15 protein-coding genes are annotated in these 16,231 nt (G+C 43.4%); 3 read left to right on the top strand and 12 right to left on the bottom strand.

The window, feature by feature from the left end; genetic code table 11:
- Positions 1–11 precede the first annotated feature (11 nt).
- Entirely contained in the window at positions 12–1,961 is a 1,950-nt protein-coding gene (locus tag IGI54_RS03160) for a fructose-1,6-bisphosphatase (RefSeq protein ID WP_430621135.1), read from the top strand.
- 42 nt (positions 1,962–2,003) lie between these two features.
- The gene (locus tag IGI54_RS03155; protein ID WP_379946581.1) at positions 2,004–2,945 is read left to right on the top strand and encodes an AEC family transporter; all 942 of its coding nucleotides are present in this window, start codon (positions 2,004–2,006) and stop codon (positions 2,943–2,945) included.
- A 42-nt stretch (positions 2,946–2,987) separates the two neighbouring features.
- On the opposite strand, the gene glyS is transcribed toward IGI54_RS03155, so the two are convergent.
- The 11 genes from glyS to hisG all read right to left on the bottom strand — a co-directional run bounded on the left by glyS (position 2,988) and on the right by hisG (position 14,752).
- Positions 2,988–5,066, bottom strand: coding sequence for a glycine--tRNA ligase subunit beta (gene glyS / locus IGI54_RS03150; RefSeq protein WP_430621134.1), 2,079 nt, complete (start codon positions 5,064–5,066; stop codon positions 2,988–2,990).
- Position 5,067: 1 nt separating this feature from the next.
- Positions 5,068–5,955, bottom strand: a complete 888-nt coding sequence (glyQ, locus tag IGI54_RS03145) for a glycine--tRNA ligase subunit alpha (RefSeq protein ID WP_071862222.1) — start codon at positions 5,953–5,955, stop codon at positions 5,068–5,070.
- A gap of 644 nt (positions 5,956–6,599) precedes the next feature.
- Entirely contained in the window at positions 6,600–7,427 is an 828-nt protein-coding gene (locus tag IGI54_RS03140) for a histidinol-phosphatase HisJ family protein (protein WP_430621133.1), read from the bottom strand.
- 12 nt (positions 7,428–7,439) lie between these two features.
- Positions 7,440–8,072 (bottom strand): bifunctional phosphoribosyl-AMP cyclohydrolase/phosphoribosyl-ATP diphosphatase HisIE, encoded by a 633-nt coding sequence (hisIE, locus tag IGI54_RS03135; RefSeq protein ID WP_430621132.1) that lies wholly within the window; start codon positions 8,070–8,072, stop codon positions 7,440–7,442.
- A gap of 17 nt (positions 8,073–8,089) precedes the next feature.
- Positions 8,090–8,848, bottom strand: coding sequence for an imidazole glycerol phosphate synthase subunit HisF (gene hisF / locus IGI54_RS03130; RefSeq protein ID WP_430621131.1), 759 nt, complete (start codon positions 8,846–8,848; stop codon positions 8,090–8,092).
- The gene (gene hisA, locus IGI54_RS03125) at positions 8,845–9,564 is read right to left on the bottom strand and encodes a 1-(5-phosphoribosyl)-5-[(5-phosphoribosylamino)methylideneamino]imidazole-4-carboxamide isomerase (RefSeq protein ID WP_430621130.1); all 720 of its coding nucleotides are present in this window, start codon (positions 9,562–9,564) and stop codon (positions 8,845–8,847) included. The genes hisF and hisA overlap by 4 nt, the downstream gene beginning before the upstream one ends.
- Complete coding sequence (gene hisH, locus IGI54_RS03120; RefSeq protein WP_216429580.1) at positions 9,561–10,187, bottom strand: imidazole glycerol phosphate synthase subunit HisH; 627 nt, start codon at positions 10,185–10,187, stop codon at positions 9,561–9,563. Before hisH ends, hisA begins: the two co-directional genes overlap by 4 nt.
- A gap of 57 nt (positions 10,188–10,244) precedes the next feature.
- Entirely contained in the window at positions 10,245–10,838 is a 594-nt protein-coding gene (gene hisB, locus IGI54_RS03115; RefSeq protein ID WP_379946571.1) for an imidazoleglycerol-phosphate dehydratase HisB, read from the bottom strand.
- Complete coding sequence (gene hisC, locus IGI54_RS03110; RefSeq protein WP_430621129.1) at positions 10,835–11,893, bottom strand: histidinol-phosphate transaminase; 1,059 nt, start codon at positions 11,891–11,893, stop codon at positions 10,835–10,837. The genes hisB and hisC overlap by 4 nt, the downstream gene beginning before the upstream one ends.
- A gap of 16 nt (positions 11,894–11,909) precedes the next feature.
- Positions 11,910–13,196, bottom strand: a complete 1,287-nt coding sequence (gene hisD, locus IGI54_RS03105; RefSeq protein WP_430621128.1) for a histidinol dehydrogenase — start codon at positions 13,194–13,196, stop codon at positions 11,910–11,912.
- Complete coding sequence (gene hisG, locus IGI54_RS03100; protein WP_430621127.1) at positions 13,193–14,752, bottom strand: ATP phosphoribosyltransferase; 1,560 nt, start codon at positions 14,750–14,752, stop codon at positions 13,193–13,195. The genes hisD and hisG overlap by 4 nt, the downstream gene beginning before the upstream one ends.
- Before the next feature lie 246 nt (positions 14,753–14,998).
- On the opposite strand from hisG, the gene IGI54_RS03095 reads away from it, so the two are divergent.
- Positions 14,999–15,361: a hypothetical protein gene (locus tag IGI54_RS03095; RefSeq protein WP_430621126.1), complete on the top strand. Its 363-nt coding sequence runs from the start codon at positions 14,999–15,001 to the stop codon at positions 15,359–15,361.
- Positions 15,362–15,396: 35 nt separating this feature from the next.
- Here the strand turns inward: IGI54_RS03095 and recO are convergent, their stop codons facing one another.
- On the bottom strand, positions 15,397–16,176 hold the full coding sequence (gene recO, locus IGI54_RS03090; RefSeq protein WP_430621125.1) for a DNA repair protein RecO: 780 nt from the start codon (positions 16,174–16,176) through the stop codon (positions 15,397–15,399).
- Positions 16,177–16,231 lie beyond the last annotated feature (55 nt).

The following is a 16,231-nucleotide window of genomic DNA, read 5'->3' as shown; positions in this document are numbered from 1 at the left end:
AGGAGGCTGTTATGCTATCTACCCGAGATAAGTATTATCAAATGTTGGAAAAGGAATTTAGTACGAAAGAGGCGATCATGACAGAGCTGATCAACCTCGAAGCCATCATGCATCTGCCAAAAGGCACTGAATTATACATTAGCGATATCCACGGCGAATTTACGGCCTTTGATCATATTTTACGAACAGGTGCTGGAAATATTAAAGAAAAAATCAGTTTGCTGTTTCAAGATCGTCTGACCGAACATGAAAAAGATAAGCTGACGATCCTAGTCGCTTATCCCCGCGAGGCGCTTTCTGACGATGCATTTTTCGCTTACCGTGATTGTTCATGGTATCGCAAAAAAATTCGCCAGTTATTGGAATTACTAGCCTTTTGTTCAACCAAATACACCCGTTCAAAGGTTCGTAAAGCCTTGCCAAAGCAATACGCATATATCATTGAAGAATTAATGTACACAGATACGATTTATTCGGATAAGGCCGCCTATTTTGATCAAATCTTGACCCATTTATTAGATTTAGAGCAAGGTAGACCCTTCATTACTGCACTGTGTCAAAGTATCCAACGTTTAGTCGTCGATCATTTGCATGTGGTAGGTGATATTTACGATCGCGGTCCGGACGCTGATAAAGTAATGGACAAACTAAATCAACACCCTTCCGTCGATATCCAATGGGGCAATCACGATATTTTATGGATGGGCGCTTACGCCGGTTCACGGGCTTGTTTACTGACGCTATTGCGTATCGCGGCTCGCTACAATTACCTATACGAGATCGAACAGGCCTACGCATTGAATTTGCGACCGCTCTTTATGTACGCCGAGGAACATTATCAAAAAAATCCGATTTTTACGCCGAAGGAAAAAAACAGCAGTGAAAATTACTCGATCGAAAGTCTCGATAGCTTGGAAAAAGTTCACCAAGCATTATCAATCATCCAGTTTAAATTGGAAGGTCAATTGATCAAGCGTCATCCTGAATTTGAGATGGAGGATCGCTTACTGCTGGAAAAGATTGATTTCGAAAAGGACACGATCCAACTGTCAGGAAAAGAATATCCCTTACAAGGAAGCTGTTTCCAAACATTGCAAGAGGACCCTCATGCGTTAACGGAGAAAGAAGAATATGTAGTGGATATGCTGCTGACCTCCTTCCAACAATCCGCAAAAATGCAAGAGCACATGCAATTGCTGTTGGAAAAAGGCGGTATGTATCGCGTTTACAATCAGCATTTATTATTTCATGGCTGTTTACCTTTAAAAGCAGACGGCTCCTTTCTTCCGTTAAAGACCGAAGGCAACGAATATGCCGGCAAAGAACTGCTGTTGTTCTTTGATGAGCAAATTCGAACCGGCTGTCAAAATCAGCAAAGCGATAGCTCCGAAGCCGATTGGATCTGGTATTGCTGGACCGGAAAAATCTCACCGCAATTCGGTAAAAGTGCCATGACGACCTTTGAACGCTATTTTATCGCTGATAAAGAGACTCATAAGGAAGTCAAAAATCCTTACTACAAGTTTCGCGATACCCGAGAAACTTGTCAGATGATTTTAGAAGAGTTCGCCTTATATTCACAGAATTCTCGGATCATCAACGGTCACACACCGGTGAAAGTTAAAAGTGGCGAATCACCAATCAAAGGCGACGGCATGCTTTTCGTAATCGACGGTGGCTTATCGAAGGCCTATCAAAAGACGACCGGGATCGCCGGCTACTCACTACTGAATAATTCTTATGGATTTCAATTAGTCACCCACGATCCCTTTGAATCAATCACTAATCTTTTAGCCAAAAAAGCCGATGAAACATCATTGAAGCGGGTGATCGACCGGGAACTGACGCGAGTTCTAATCAAAGATACGACCGTCGGAGATAGTTTAGAAGAACAAATCGAAAATTTAACTGGTCTGCTTCACTATCAAGAAAAAAATGACAAAACCAGCGGCACTAATTGATGCTGCTGGTTTTTTTATGTATAGTAAATTCGAGGTGAAAACATGATTTCTGCATATATCAATATCTTTTTTATTTTTGTCTTGATGTTTATCGGCTATTTGCTGACTTACAAGCAATGGTTCTCGAATCAAATTGGTGATGCTTTTTCAAAACTTGTTTTGCAGATCGCACTGCCTTGCAACATGTTTCTGACGATTACCAAAAATTTTTCCCGCGCTGAATTTTTGCACTTAGTCGGCGGAACGGTGATCCCGATCCTTTCGATGCTGCTGACCTTTGTGATCAGCTTTGTCTATCGGCGGTTCTTTCGCATCACGCCAGCTCGCAAGGGAATTTTCTCTACGATGTTTACTTGTTCCAACACGATTTTTATCGGCCTGCCGATTAATCTGGCGATCTTTGGCGAGAAGTCGGTGCCTTATGTATTGCTTTACTACATCGTCAACACGACGCTATTTTGGACAATCGGTATTTATTTGATTGCACGAGACAATCCCCAAATCGAACAAGCGACCGTCAATTTCCATCTGTTGCCGATTTTAAAAAAAATCTTTTCACCCGCCTTACTAGGCTTTCTAATTGGTTTATGTGCGGTCCTTTTAAATTTTCAGCTGCCAAGCTCAATCGCGACCTTCCTCGCCTACTTGGGAAATTTGACGACGCCCTTGTCGATGTTTGTGATCGGCATCATCGTTTATAATGTGGGGATCAGAAATCTGACACTGAATAAAGATATCTTAGGAGTGCTGATCGGTCGTTACGTGATCTCTCCTTTAGTTGTCTGGCTTTTAGGACTGTGGATTAGCGTACCGCCCTTGATGCTTTCGGTCTTTATTATCCAAGCCGCCATGCCGGTACAAAATTCCGTACCAATTCTAGCCCGTTCTTACGATGCGGATCAACCCTTTGCCGCCTCTGCGTTAGGTTATTCGGTGCTGTTGTACCTCGCTTATATCCCTCTATTATTGAAATTGTTATTATAAAAAAGCCTTCGAGTTTGTCCTCGAAGGCTTTCGTCTTATCCTTTATTTCGTAATAATCTTATCGATGCTTGCTAAGGCATTGGCCATTCGAGCAACGATCGCTAGCTGATTCAAACGATTGTCCCGGACTTTTTCATCCTCTACCATGATCATCGTTGCGTTGAAGTAACGTTCGATCACTGGGCGAAGATTCGTCAAGGTTTGATAATTTTCCGCCATGCTTTGGTTGGCGAATTCGTCAGAAGCTTCTTTAACGGCTTCGTACAATTCTTGCTCGCTGTCGTTTTCGAATAACTTAGGATCGACTTTGTAAGTGATCGTAGCTGGATTCATCTTCTTAGTCAAATTAATCACCCGAGTCAAAGCTTCCATTGCTTCTTTAAAATGCTCATCTGTTACATGCTGATCAAAAATTTGAGCCGTCCGGAAAATTTGAACTAAGTCGTCTTGACTTGAATCCACTACGGCATCAATGATGTCATGACGAACATTGTGGATTTGCAGACGTTGACGCATCCGGCCTTTGAAGAATTCGATAAATTCTTTTTGGTCGCGATTGAAATGAACGCCATAATCTAAGACGTCTTCATTGATGGCATCCACGATCGCTCCTTGCATATCCGTGAATGGGAAGGTCCAGCCTTGTGCTTCGACGATCCGTACGATCCCGTAAGTTTGACGACGCAATGCGTAAGGGTCATTCGAACCGCTAGGAATCATCCCTACAGCGAAGAAACCTAACACGCTGTCAATCTTATCAGCAATCGCTAAAACGGCGCCAATCGAGGTTTGTGGCAATTCACCTTCAGCGGAGATTGGCAGATAGTGTTCCCGAACCGCCGTAGCTACAGCGGGACGCTCGCCTTTCAATAAGGCATATTTTTCACCCATGATCCCTTGCAACTCAGGAAATTCGCCAACCATATTCGTCACTAAGTCAAATTTATAAATTTCCGACGCCCGCTGCAAATCGATTAATTCTGCTTGGTCTAAGCCAACCCGCTCGCCGATGACTTTGGCAATAACACCAACCCGCTGCATTTTTTCATACATGCTGCCAATTTTTTCGTGGAAGGTCACGTTCTTCAATTTTTCGACACATTCTTCGATCGATAATTTTTTATCTTCTTCAAAGAAAAATTCGCCATCTTCTAAACGCGCCGCTAATACTTTTTGATTTCCTTTAATGACATTATCTAATTTCACGCTGTTTCCATTCCGAACAGAAATGAAATGCGGCAACAACATCCCTGCTTGATTGCGAACTTCAAAATAGCGTTGGTGTTCCTTCATAGAAGTGACTAAAACTTCTTCCGGCACGGACAAGAAACGTTCCTCAAATTCACCGACAAAAGCGGTTGGATATTCCACTAAATTCGTAACCTCTTCTAATAAATCGGCATCCAAATCAATCACCCAATTATTTTTTTCTGCGATTTCTTCGATTTGGGATACAATCATTTGCTGACGCTTGTGGGCATCCGCAATGACAAATTGTTCTTCCAATTTTTCTTCATATTCGCTAGGTTCGCTAAGTTCCACTTGGTCGCCTAAGAAGCGATGGCCTTCTGTTGTCCGACCAGTTTGCACGTCTAACAATTCAAATGGGATCACTTCATCATCTAGTAGAGCCACGATCCAATGAATCGGACGGATGTATTCAAACATCGTATCGCCCCAGTGCATCATCGTCGGGAAGTTCAAGCCTTTCACCACATCTAAAAGCCCCGTTAATACTTCTTTGCTTTCTTTCCCATGGATATATTTGGTCACGTAAACATACTCTACGCCATTCAATTCACGGAAAGTGATCGCGTCGGTAGTCAGACCTTGACCACGAACAAATCCTTCCGCTGCTTTACTCCAATTGCCTTCCGCGTCTTGGGCGATTTTTTTCGCTGGGCCCTTAACTTCTTCTTGCACATCTTCTTGACGATCAGGAATATTGGTCACCCGAATTGCCAAACGACGAGGGGTTGAAAACGTTTCGATTGATTCAAAGGTCAAACTGTTTTCGGTTAAGAATTTTGAGACCTTTTCTTCTAATTGTTTGATGCTAGGCCAAACCACGTGGGCTGGCATTTCTTCTAAACCGATTTCTAATAATAGATTTTTCGCCATCTTATTTGCCCTCCTGATTTAATAATGGGAAGCCTAGTTTTTCACGTTCAGCCACAAAGATCTTAGCAACCGAGCGTGCCATATTCCGAATACGAGCTAAGTAACCAGCCCGTTCTGTTACCGACACCGCGCCCCGCGCATCCAATAAATTAAAGGTGTGGCTGCATTTCAAAATATAATCATAGGCTGGATGAACTAGATTTTCATCAATGCAACGTTTCGCTTCTTTTTCAAATTTGTCAAAGTTATCTAACAACATTTCTTGATCGCTTTCTTCAAAGGAATATTTTGAATGCTCATATTCCGGCTGTTTGAAGATTTCACCGTATTTGACGCCACGACTCCATTCTAAGTCATAGACACTCTCAACTTCTTGAATATACGACGCTAGGCGTTCTAATCCGTAAGTAATTTCAGAAGTGACCGGATGACATTGCAGTCCGCCGACTTGTTGGAAATAGGTGAATTGAGTAATTTCCATTCCGTCTAACCAAACTTCCCAGCCAACACCGGCACAACCCATCGAAGGATTCTCCCAGTTGTCTTCTACAAAACGAATATCATGCTCCAAGGGATCGATTCCTAAAAGACGCAAGCTGTCTAAATACAATTCTTGGATATTTTTTGGTGAAGGCTTCATGACTACTTGAAATTGATGATGTTGATACAAGCGGTTGGGATTTTCTCCGTAACGACCATCGGCTGGACGACGTGAAGGCTCCACGTAAGCCGCGCGCCAAGGTTCAGGCCCGATCGCCCGCAAAAATGTATAGGGGCTCATAGTTCCCGCTCCCTTTTCCGTGTCATAGGCTTGCATCAGCATACAACCATTATCTGACCAAAATTTTTGTAACGTCAAAATCATTTCTTGCACCGTTAATTTGCTCATTCTGTTTCCTCCTGTATTTTCTATTATTCTTGGAACTTTTATCTGCTATTAAATAAAATTGGAAGCTTGTAGGGTAGTTCACTCGCAGCTGAATTAACTCCAACTGACAGCTAACTCATTTAGACGGAATTCTATTCTCATACGCATACGATTCCAATAATCCGCTAAAGCGGAAAGTAGAACTCGCAGTCGACTCAAAAACCAATAGACATAAATTTTTTCAAAATTTATCCCCACCATCGTCGACATATCATTTTTCTAACCTGCTGAAGCAGGAAGAAAAACTGACAGCTAACTCATTCAGAAGGAATTCATTTTTCCAAAAAAACGGAAAAATGATTCTATTCTCGTACGCATACAATTCCACTAATCCGCTAAAGCGGAAAGTGGAACTCGCAAAAAAGCCCCATGCCGAAATAAATCGGCATAGGGACGTATCAACGCGGTTCCACCCTACTTCCAAGCATCTGCTTGGCAGCTTTCACTATAACGTGCTCACAAACGCCAACAAAATTTGCTTCCCTGCTTGGCTTTCACCTCTCCAAACTCGCTGTGATCTTCCACAAATTTTTAATTTGATCTTCGCACCTATTCAACTTGGTTCTATAATAGCGACTCAATGCCCCTTTTGTCAAATCTTTCTCCTAGTCAAAAGATACTGGTTGGAAAATACCATCCTTTAGTTGCATTGTTTCAGTGAAGCCTAATTGTTTCAACAACTCTTTGGTTTCGTGGAAATGACAAGTTAAAGTCGTCGTCTCGTGGCTATCGCTTGTAATAATGATTGGACACTCCCGCTCCTTTAATTGCTGCAACAAAAATGGATTCGGATAGGGGGATGTCCGCCAGTTACGGGAGATTGCCCCGGTATTGACTTCCACCATCCCATCGTAGGTCTGAATAATGTCGATCACATCATTCAATGCCTGCAAAGCAATCGCTTGGTATTCGGAACTTTCTTCATCCAACCACGGCTGTTTCTCATTGAACTTAGTGATCAAATCAAAATGTCCGACGATCTTCGAATGGTTTTGATGGATGTGCTTGACGACCGTTTCATAATAATCTTTCACTAACAGCATTTTGTCGCCTTGATACCACTCATTCAGCGTCTGCATCAGACTTTCCGGACTTTCATCGACACTGCGAAAAACTCCTTGCCGCGGCGGAAAATAATGGACTGAGCCGACAGTATAATCATAGCCATCGATTGGATCGGCACTATAATAATCCCATTCCAAGCCTAAGCTGATAGTTAATTTATTCGCCAGCTCCTGTTGTACTTTTTTAACCGCCGCTTGATAGGCTCGCTCATCTTGGACGCCTAAACAACTAGGATCAAAGAGTGCGGGTGAATGGCACGTAAATCCCAAATCGGTGAAGCCCAAATCGATCGCAGCTTGCGCCATATCTTCTAGCGTATCTTTTCCATCACACCAGGTGCTGTGAGTATGAGCGTTTGAATAGAACATCGCTGATTCCTCCTATTGCATCCGTTCTTGTTTGATTTTTTTATCAACTACATGACGGTTCGTTAATTCTTGACGGACTTCCGTCAAATCAATTCCCATTTCCACCATCAATACTAGTACATGATACACCAAATCGGAAATTTCAAAAACGGTTTCGCTGCGGTCTTCTTTCATGGCGCCGATCACTACTTCCGTTGATTCTTCCCCGACTTTTTTCAAGATTTTTTCAAGTCCTTTTTCAAATAAATAGCTGGTGTAACTCCCTGCTTGCGGCTTTTCTTTGCGACCCTTGACTAATTCATACAACGCGTCGATGGTTGCTGCTTGTTCTGCGCCAAACAACAGATCATTGAAACAACTTTCCGTTCCCGTATGACAAGCCGGCCCATCTTTTTTCACTTTCGCAACTAGCGCGTCTTGATCGCAATCAACTTTTAATGAAACTAAGTGCTGGTAGTTCCCGCTAGTCTCGCCTTTACGCCATAATTCTTGCCGACTGCGAGAATATAAGGTCATTAATTGATCCTTTAACGTTAATTCATAACTTTCTTGATTCATATATGCCAGCGTCAACACTTCATTAGTCTCGAAGTCTTGCACAATCACCGGAATCAATCCTTGCTCATCAAATTTTAGTTCTATCATCTTTATCCCCCTCATGGCTAGACGATTCGCACTGGAATGTTGGCCGCTAATAATTCTTGTTTTAAATCAGGAATCTTTACTTCGCCATAATGAAAAATCGACGCCGCTAAGCCCGCCTCGATCTTCGGCAATTGAAACAAGTCGATAAAGTCCTGACTATTGCCAGCCCCACCAGAAGCAACGATCGGTAACGCTGTAATCTCACTAACTGCCTGTAACAGCTCCAAATCAAAGCCTTGCTTCACACCATCGGTATCCATGCTGTTAAGGACTAATTCGCCAGCGCCTAATTGTTCGCCTTGACGAATCCATTCTAACGCTTCTAAGCCGGTATCTTCGCGACCGCCTTTGGCAAAGACATGCCACTGATCACCGACACGTCGAATATCCACAGATAAAACGACACATTGACTGCCGTAACGTTTCGCACCTTCTTCAATTAATTGCGGTCGACGAATAGCACCAGAATTGACGCTGACCTTATCCGCACCACAGTTCAGCACGCGTTCAAAGTCACTGACCTCATTGATACCGCCGCCAACCGTCAACGGAATAAAAACCTCTGAAGCGACGCCTTTTAAAATATCCGTAAATAAACCGCGACCTTCCGCAGAAGCCGTGATGTCATAAAAAACCAACTCATCTGCTCCTTGCTCATTGTAAAAACGAGCCAAGGTCACCGGATCACTCACATCTTTCAAACCCGCAAAATTAACCCCTTTGACTACGCGCCCAGCTCGGACGTCTAAACAAGGAACGATTCTTTTTGCAATCATTGTTCGTCACCTCCAGCAGCCAGTACGTCTTCCAATTTCAAACTTCCGTTATACAAGGACTTACCGACGATCGCACCGGAAATACCTAACTGCTTCAATCCTTCGATGTCTTGAAGCGTTGCAACTCCGCCGGAAGCCACAATCTCAACCTCTAACTGATTCAACTTTTGATACAGCGGCAAATTGATTCCCTCACCGGTTCCATCGCGAGAGATTTCCGTGAAGATGATCGTCTTGGCTCCCCATTTGACTAATTGCTGACAAAATTCAAAGGCATATGTCTCGGTTTTTTCCAGCCAGCCTTCAACAGCTACTTTCTCCTCCTTAGCGTCTACCCCGATGGCGATTCTCGCGCCGTATTTTTTCAACATCGCTTGGGTGAATTCCGGGTCTTTCTGAGCGATCGTTCCAAGAATCACCCGATCAACCCCCGCTGACAAACAGTGTTGGATGGTTTCTTCATCTCGAATCCCACCGCCTACTTCTACAAATAAATTCGTATGCTCCACGATTCTTTTAGCGATGCCAAAATAGTGAAGCTTGCCAGCCTTGGCACCGTCAAGATCCACTAGATGCAGATATTTCGCGCCGGCTTCTTCAAAAGCTTGGGCAAAGGCTACTGGGTCATCGCCAAAAACTTCTTTTTGCTGGTAATCGCCTTGATACAAACGAACTACTTTTTGATCTAACAGGTCGATTGCGGGAAAAATTTTCATACTGGCACCTCCGTAAATGCTTTTAAGATTTTCAAGCCGACGTCACCGCTTTTTTCAGGGTGAAATTGCGTGCCGTACACATTTTTATTTTCCACGATCCCGGGAATCGACAAACCGTATTCACTATCAGCAACTAAGCTTTCCTGACAGTCACTAGCGTAATGACTATGCACATAATAAACAAAATCACTTTCAGACAAGCCCTGGACTAAAGGGCTCGCCGTATTTTTGATTCGTAATTGGTTCCAACCGATTTGCGGAACTTTCAAATCAATTTGCTCCGCCTCAAAGGCCGCCTTCATTGAAACGATTTTTCCCGGAATCAGTCCTAAACCTTGATGCTGACCAAATTCATCACTTTCATCGAAGAGCAGCTGCATCCCTAAGCAGATGCCTAAAAACGGTTTGCCAGACGCCGCCAACTCTTTGATTGGTTCCACCAAGCTTAGTTCCTCTAATTTCTGCTTCGCATCGCCAAAGGCCCCCACACCAGGTAAAATGATCCGCTCCGCCCTTTGCAATTCAGCCAGTGATCGTGTTACTTTGCACTCAACCTGTAAATAATCCAACGAGCGCGCCAAACTAAAAAGATTCCCCACACCGTAATCAATAATCGCTAACATCGTTTCCCTCCTCTATCTGCTTTTTGCAGATTTGATGATCTTTACGAAAAAATTGGCTTAATTGATCGTCCCTTTGGTTGAAGGAATCTCATCCGGTGCCGCTTGGTTGATCGCCACCGCTTCACCGAGTGCCCGACCAAAGCCTTTAAAGCAGGCTTCAACAATATGGTGACTATTTTTGCCAGCGATTTGATGCAAATGGATCGTTGCCCCTAATTCACGAGCAAAAGCGATAAAAAATTCTTCTACTAGCTCCGTGTCAAACTGCGTCCCAATCTTTTCACTAGGAATATCTAATTCGATCACTGCCATTCCACGACCGCTAATATCGATCGCCGTCATGACTAGCGCCTCATCCATCGGCAATAAAAAACTGCCATAACGAGTGATGCCGCGGCGTTCGCCTAAACTGTCAGAAAAAGCCCGACCAATCGCGATTGCGATATCTTCAGTCGTATGGTGGGCATCCACTTCGATATCTCCATCACAAACCAACTCAAGATCAAAGCGTCCGTGACGAACGAAGAGCTCTAGCATATGATCTAAAAAGCCGATACCGGTTTTAATTTTCTGCTGACCTGTTCCGTCAATCGTCAAAGCTAATTGGATCTTTGTTTCCGATGTATTGCGGATAATTTCTGCCTTTCTCATGAAGTCACCTCTGTCAAATTTTTTTTAACGGCTTTGATCAACGCTCTCATCTGCTCTTGCGTCCCTACTGTGATCCGCAAATACTCTTTGGCCCGCGGCTGGTTGAACCAGCGAACTAAAATTTTCTTTGCCCGTAATGCCTGAAACAAGGCTTCGGCGGAAATTTGAGAGTGTTTTACAAAAAGAAAATTTCCCTGACTATCGGTTTGTTCAAAACCTAGCGCTGCTAATTGCTGCTTGCTCCACTCACGAACATCAATCGTTTTTTGAATCGTCTGATTGACATAGGCTTGCTCTTGCAACACGGCACTGCCGGCCGCTTGAGTCAAGGCGTTGATATTATAGGGATTTAAACTAAAGCGCAGCCGATTCAAATCAGCAATCACTTTCTTATTGCCAACCCCAAAGCCCAGACGTGCGCCAGCCAATTGACGTGATTTAGAAAAGGTGCCGACGACAAAAAGATTTTCGTACTGAGTGATTTTCGAAATCATGGACGTGCAGCCAAAATCAATATAGGCTTCATCTACCACTACTAAACGATTGGGATGACGTTCTAAAAAATCGCAAATCGCCTGCTGCGACAAATAAACGCCGGTCGGTGCGTTAGGATTCGCAAAAATCACCGTGCCAATCAATTCATCATAATCCTTCAGCTCGATCGAAAAATCCGCTTTAAGAGGAACGATCGTAGTGTCCACGTCATATAGCTCGCTATAGACTTGATAAAAGCCATAAGTCACATCGGGAAAAGCGATTCCCTGTTCCGTGAAGCCTTGAAACAGATAAGCTAAAACTTCATCACTGCCATTGCCTAAAAAAAGCTGATCTTCCTTCACTCCTAAATACGCCGCAAAGGGTTTCGCCACACTGCTCCACGCAATGTCTGGATAGCGATTTAATTTCTGGGCAGCCTCGGCGACCGCCTTTTGAACCTTCGGCGCTGGCGGATACGGACTCTCATTGGTATTGAGTTTGATAAATTCCGTTTCATCCACCTGCTCACCAGGGGTATAGGGAGTTAAGCTTTGGTATTTTTGATTCAAAAAGGTCATCCACGTTCCTCCTCACTTATTTTACAGAGTCGTCAGCCATACGGAAGCTCATTGAACGGGCATGGCCGTCTAATTCCTCCGTCTTGGCAAATAGTTCAACCGCCGATCCAACTGCTCTTAGCGCTTCTTCTGGATAGTACAAATAGCTGCTTTTTTTGATAAAATCATCTACCGATAGCGGCGAATAGAAACGCGCGGTCCCTTCTGTCGGCAGCGTATGATTCGGTCCAGCAAAATAATCACCCAATACTTCCGGCGTATGGTGCCCTAAAAAGACACTGCCGGCATTCTCGACCTTGCCTAACAAGGCGAAGGGTTCCGCCACAGAGAGTTCCAAATGCTCAGGCGCAATCTGATTGGCAACCTCGATTGCCTCGTTCAAGTCTTTGACTAAAATGATTTTGCCATTATTTTCTAGTGATCCTGCGGCAATTTCTTTACGTGGCAAGTTTACTAATTGTTTTTCCAATTCAGTTTCCACGGCTTCAATCAGCTTTTCTTCGGTCGTCACTAAAATGGCTTGCGCTAATTTATCATGCTCCGCTTGGGCCAACAAATCGGCCGCAATCCAACGAGGATTTCCGGTATGATCAGCCACAATCAAAACATCACTCGGTCCGGCGATCATATCGATATCCACCTCGCCATACACCATTCGCTTAGCAGTGGCTACATAAATATTCCCAGGACCGACGATCTTATCGACTTTCGGGATCGTTTCCGTTCCGTAGGCCAAGGCCGCTACCCCATGTGCGCCGCCAACTTTATAAATCTCATCAACACCGGCGACTTCCGCCGCCGCCAAAATCGCATCAGGAACTTTTCCTTCGTTGTCTGTTGGTGTAATCATGACGATTTTTTTAACACCAGCAATTTTTGCAGGCAGTACATCCATTAAGACCGTGCTTGGATAAGCCGCCGTTCCTCCCGGTACATAGACACCAACACAAGCTAAGGGAATCACTCGTTGCCCCATCACCACACCGCTGTCCTCAGTAGCGACGAAGCCTTGTCGAACTTGTTTTTTATGAAACGCAAGGATATTGCCCTTCGCTTGGTTAAAAACCGCCATCAATTCTGGTGAAGTCGCTTCGAGGGCGGCTTTTTTTTCGGCAGCACTAACCGCTAATGCACCCAGCTTGACTTGGTCGATTTCTTCGACTAATTGGAATAAGGCCTGATCCCCGTCTGTCCTGACTCGCTGAATGATTTTTTCAACGACACTTGACACGTCCTTGGTTTCTGACATTTTACGGGCAAGAATTTTTTCCATCGAATCTTTTTCCGTCGTGTACACTCTCATAGCTGCTGCCTCACCTTCTCAATTACTTTTTGGATTCGTTCTTGCTTAAAGCGCCAAGTCGCGTGATTGATAATCAAGCGAGCCGAAGATGGTGCAATTTCTTGAATGACCGTCAGATCATTTTCCCTCAAAGTCGTTCCCGTTTCGACGATATCAACGATCACATCTGATAGTCCTAACAGCGGCGCCAGCTCGATCGAACCATGTAAGTGGATCAGCTCCACGGAACGGCCGATACTTTCATAATATTCACGGGTGATCTGAGGGTATTTCGTTGAAACTCTCAGAGGACGAGAAAAATCCTCCTGGAACTCATTATGGGCCGCCACTGCTAAGCGACACTCTCCCATGTGCAGATCAAGAAATTCGATTACCGCAGCTTTGGTTTCTAATAAGATATCTTTTCCTACGACACCAATATCTGCCGCGCCATGTTCCACATAGATCGCCACATCACTAGGCTTCACTAAGAAGAAACGCAATTTATTCTCTTCATCACAAAAGATCAGCTTGCGATTGTCTTCAAAGACATCCTCAGAAGCCACTCCCGCTTGCGTGAATAATTGATAGACGGCATCCCCCATCCGCCCCTTCGGTAAAGCGATGTTCAAGTATTTCGAAGTCTGGGTATCAGCCGGCAGTTTTTGGCCAACATGATTCAGCTTCATGCCAAAGCCAATCGCTCCTTGACTCTTGCCTTGACGATGCATCAAGCGGTCATAACGACCTCCGTATAAAATCGTTTCCCGCGCTTCCTTGATGAAGCCTTGAAAAAGTAAGCCGCTATAATAGTCGGCATCATTAATGATTGAAAAATCCAAGCGCAAACGGATCTTGTCTGACAATTCTTCTTGTTGCAGCGCTTCGTATAATTCTTTCAACTCTTCTAAGCCAGCTTGAGCCTTTGGATAGGCAGCCAACAAGACTTTGGCTCGTTGATATTTTGTTTCAAAATCACCAGATAGACGCACTAATTTGGCTAAATTTAATTTTTCTTCTTCTGAGAGTCCCGCCTTGTTTGTTAATTCGTCGATGCCGTGAGAACTTTTGTCCCGCAAACAGTCCAAAACTTTCGGGCGATCTTCTTCAGGGAAGCGATCACAAATACCGGTCAAGATTCCCATATGAGAAAGATCCAGTGTCCCTTCGCCTACCTGTGCCAAACTTTTCCAAGCCAGCTTCAAGACTTCCAGCTGATCCTTCCACGTGATCTCATCAATGATCTCTAAGCCGATTTGATAAATTTTTTGATATTCCCCGGCTTGCCGATCGTGGCGGTAAACATCCTCCACGTAATACACCTTGCGTGCTTCACCAGAGGGCGTATTCTTCGCGATGGAAAGCGTCACATCCGGCTTTAAGGCCATTGTCCGGCCGTCATTGCCAGTAAAGGTGATGATCGATGAATTCCGTAAAAAATTATAGTTTTGCTGATACATACTGTATTCTTCAAAATTATTTAAATGATAAGGCTGGAAATCATGCTGCGTATACAATTTTCTCAACTGAAGTTCGATTTGTTCATCTGGTCGTAATACCTGCCATAATTCTTCCACTCTTACCACTCCTATTTCTTTTATCCGTATTCATGTCGTCATTTTACAGCTACTCTTTAATGATAATTAAATGAAGGTTTTCTAAATATATTAATCATTTTATCATGAATTAGCAATCAAAATTTGAAAATCATTCAATTTTCATAGCTAGAATAAAAATATATAGCAAATTAGAAAAATTTTTCTGCTATACTTTTTTTATACTTAGTGACTATAACTAACCAAAAGACATTTTTGGAGGTTCCTATGAAAAAATTTTATTCCACCAGTCCATTCGTTCATTTCGTCAGCTTTTTCATTATTGGCTTGTTTATCAGCTGGTTCGTTAGTCTGATTCAAGACGGCTGGTCACTCCGTCTGTTTCTGAATTTTCCTATTGTGATCTTCTTTTTACTTTTTTCCTATTTGTTAGAAGTGAAAGGCGAGCTGACTAATTATTCCAAAGGGATTTTTTACGGCGGTTATTTTTTTAGCGTTGGAAGCTTCATGTCTCTTATCATTTACCACAATCCTTTCAGCTTCAAACTGCTGTTTCTCTATGTGTTTCTAGCTTTCTTAGGAGCAATCGTTTGGCTTTTTATTTGTCAGCATTTTGCTCATTCGAAATAAAAAAATAATCTGCGGCTCCTGTAAAGAACTGCAGATTATTTTTCGTCTCTTGGTTTTAACACATCTTGCCACTCACTCATTTGATCAATAAACTTTTTGCTTTTCAAATGCAGGCCAATATATTCTTCATAAAGCTGATCCAATGTTTGACGGATGGCTTTTTTGGTTTCTGGCTTCAAATTGATCGTGTTGATATTTTCATAGGTTACGCTGTTGAACATCCGCAGAAAATAAATGGCCCGCGGGTCTGCATGATAACGGTGTTGATCCAAATGCCAATGCTCCTCGCAAAGAATCCCATTATATTTTGAAGAAAAATCAAAAGCCCCGGTCTTCTTGCCACACACACCGCAAGCTTGCCAGTTTAGTGAGATGCCGAAGCGCTGCATGATCTGAACTTCAAAAATATTCATGATCGTTTCCCCATCAGCGCCTTCATTCATCCGCTGCAAGGCTTCCCGAGTAAAGCCGTACAGAGCTGGATCATAGACATGATCCTCGATCGCAGCATCAGTTAGGCCTAAGATATACGACCCATAGGCATTTAAAAAAATATCCTCCTGCAGCTTCCGCAACGGCTGAACATCTTTTGCACTATTCAAAAAAGAGAGCCCATCTGTTTTTAAATTCCCGATGTAGACCGCTTCGGTAAAAGGTTGGATCGCCGTACTTAACAGATTGTTGGGACGGTGAATTCCCTTAGCAAAGAACATGACCTTCCCTGCCGACTCAGTAAAAATTTTAATCAACTTGTCTTTTTCCTTATAATCACGACTAAACAAAATCATCCCTTTTGTCTCACCGATTTGCGCCATAACTTTTCACCTCGTTTCGATCTTTCTATCCGCAGCTAAAGGCTGGAACATAAAT

Origin of the sequence: Enterococcus sp. DIV0800 (assembly GCF_050559735.1) — a bacterium.
In the GTDB taxonomy this organism is placed as follows: domain Bacteria; phylum Bacillota; class Bacilli; order Lactobacillales; family Enterococcaceae; genus Enterococcus_A; species Enterococcus_A devriesei.
This window is presented reverse-complemented; position numbering and strand designations above follow the sequence as displayed.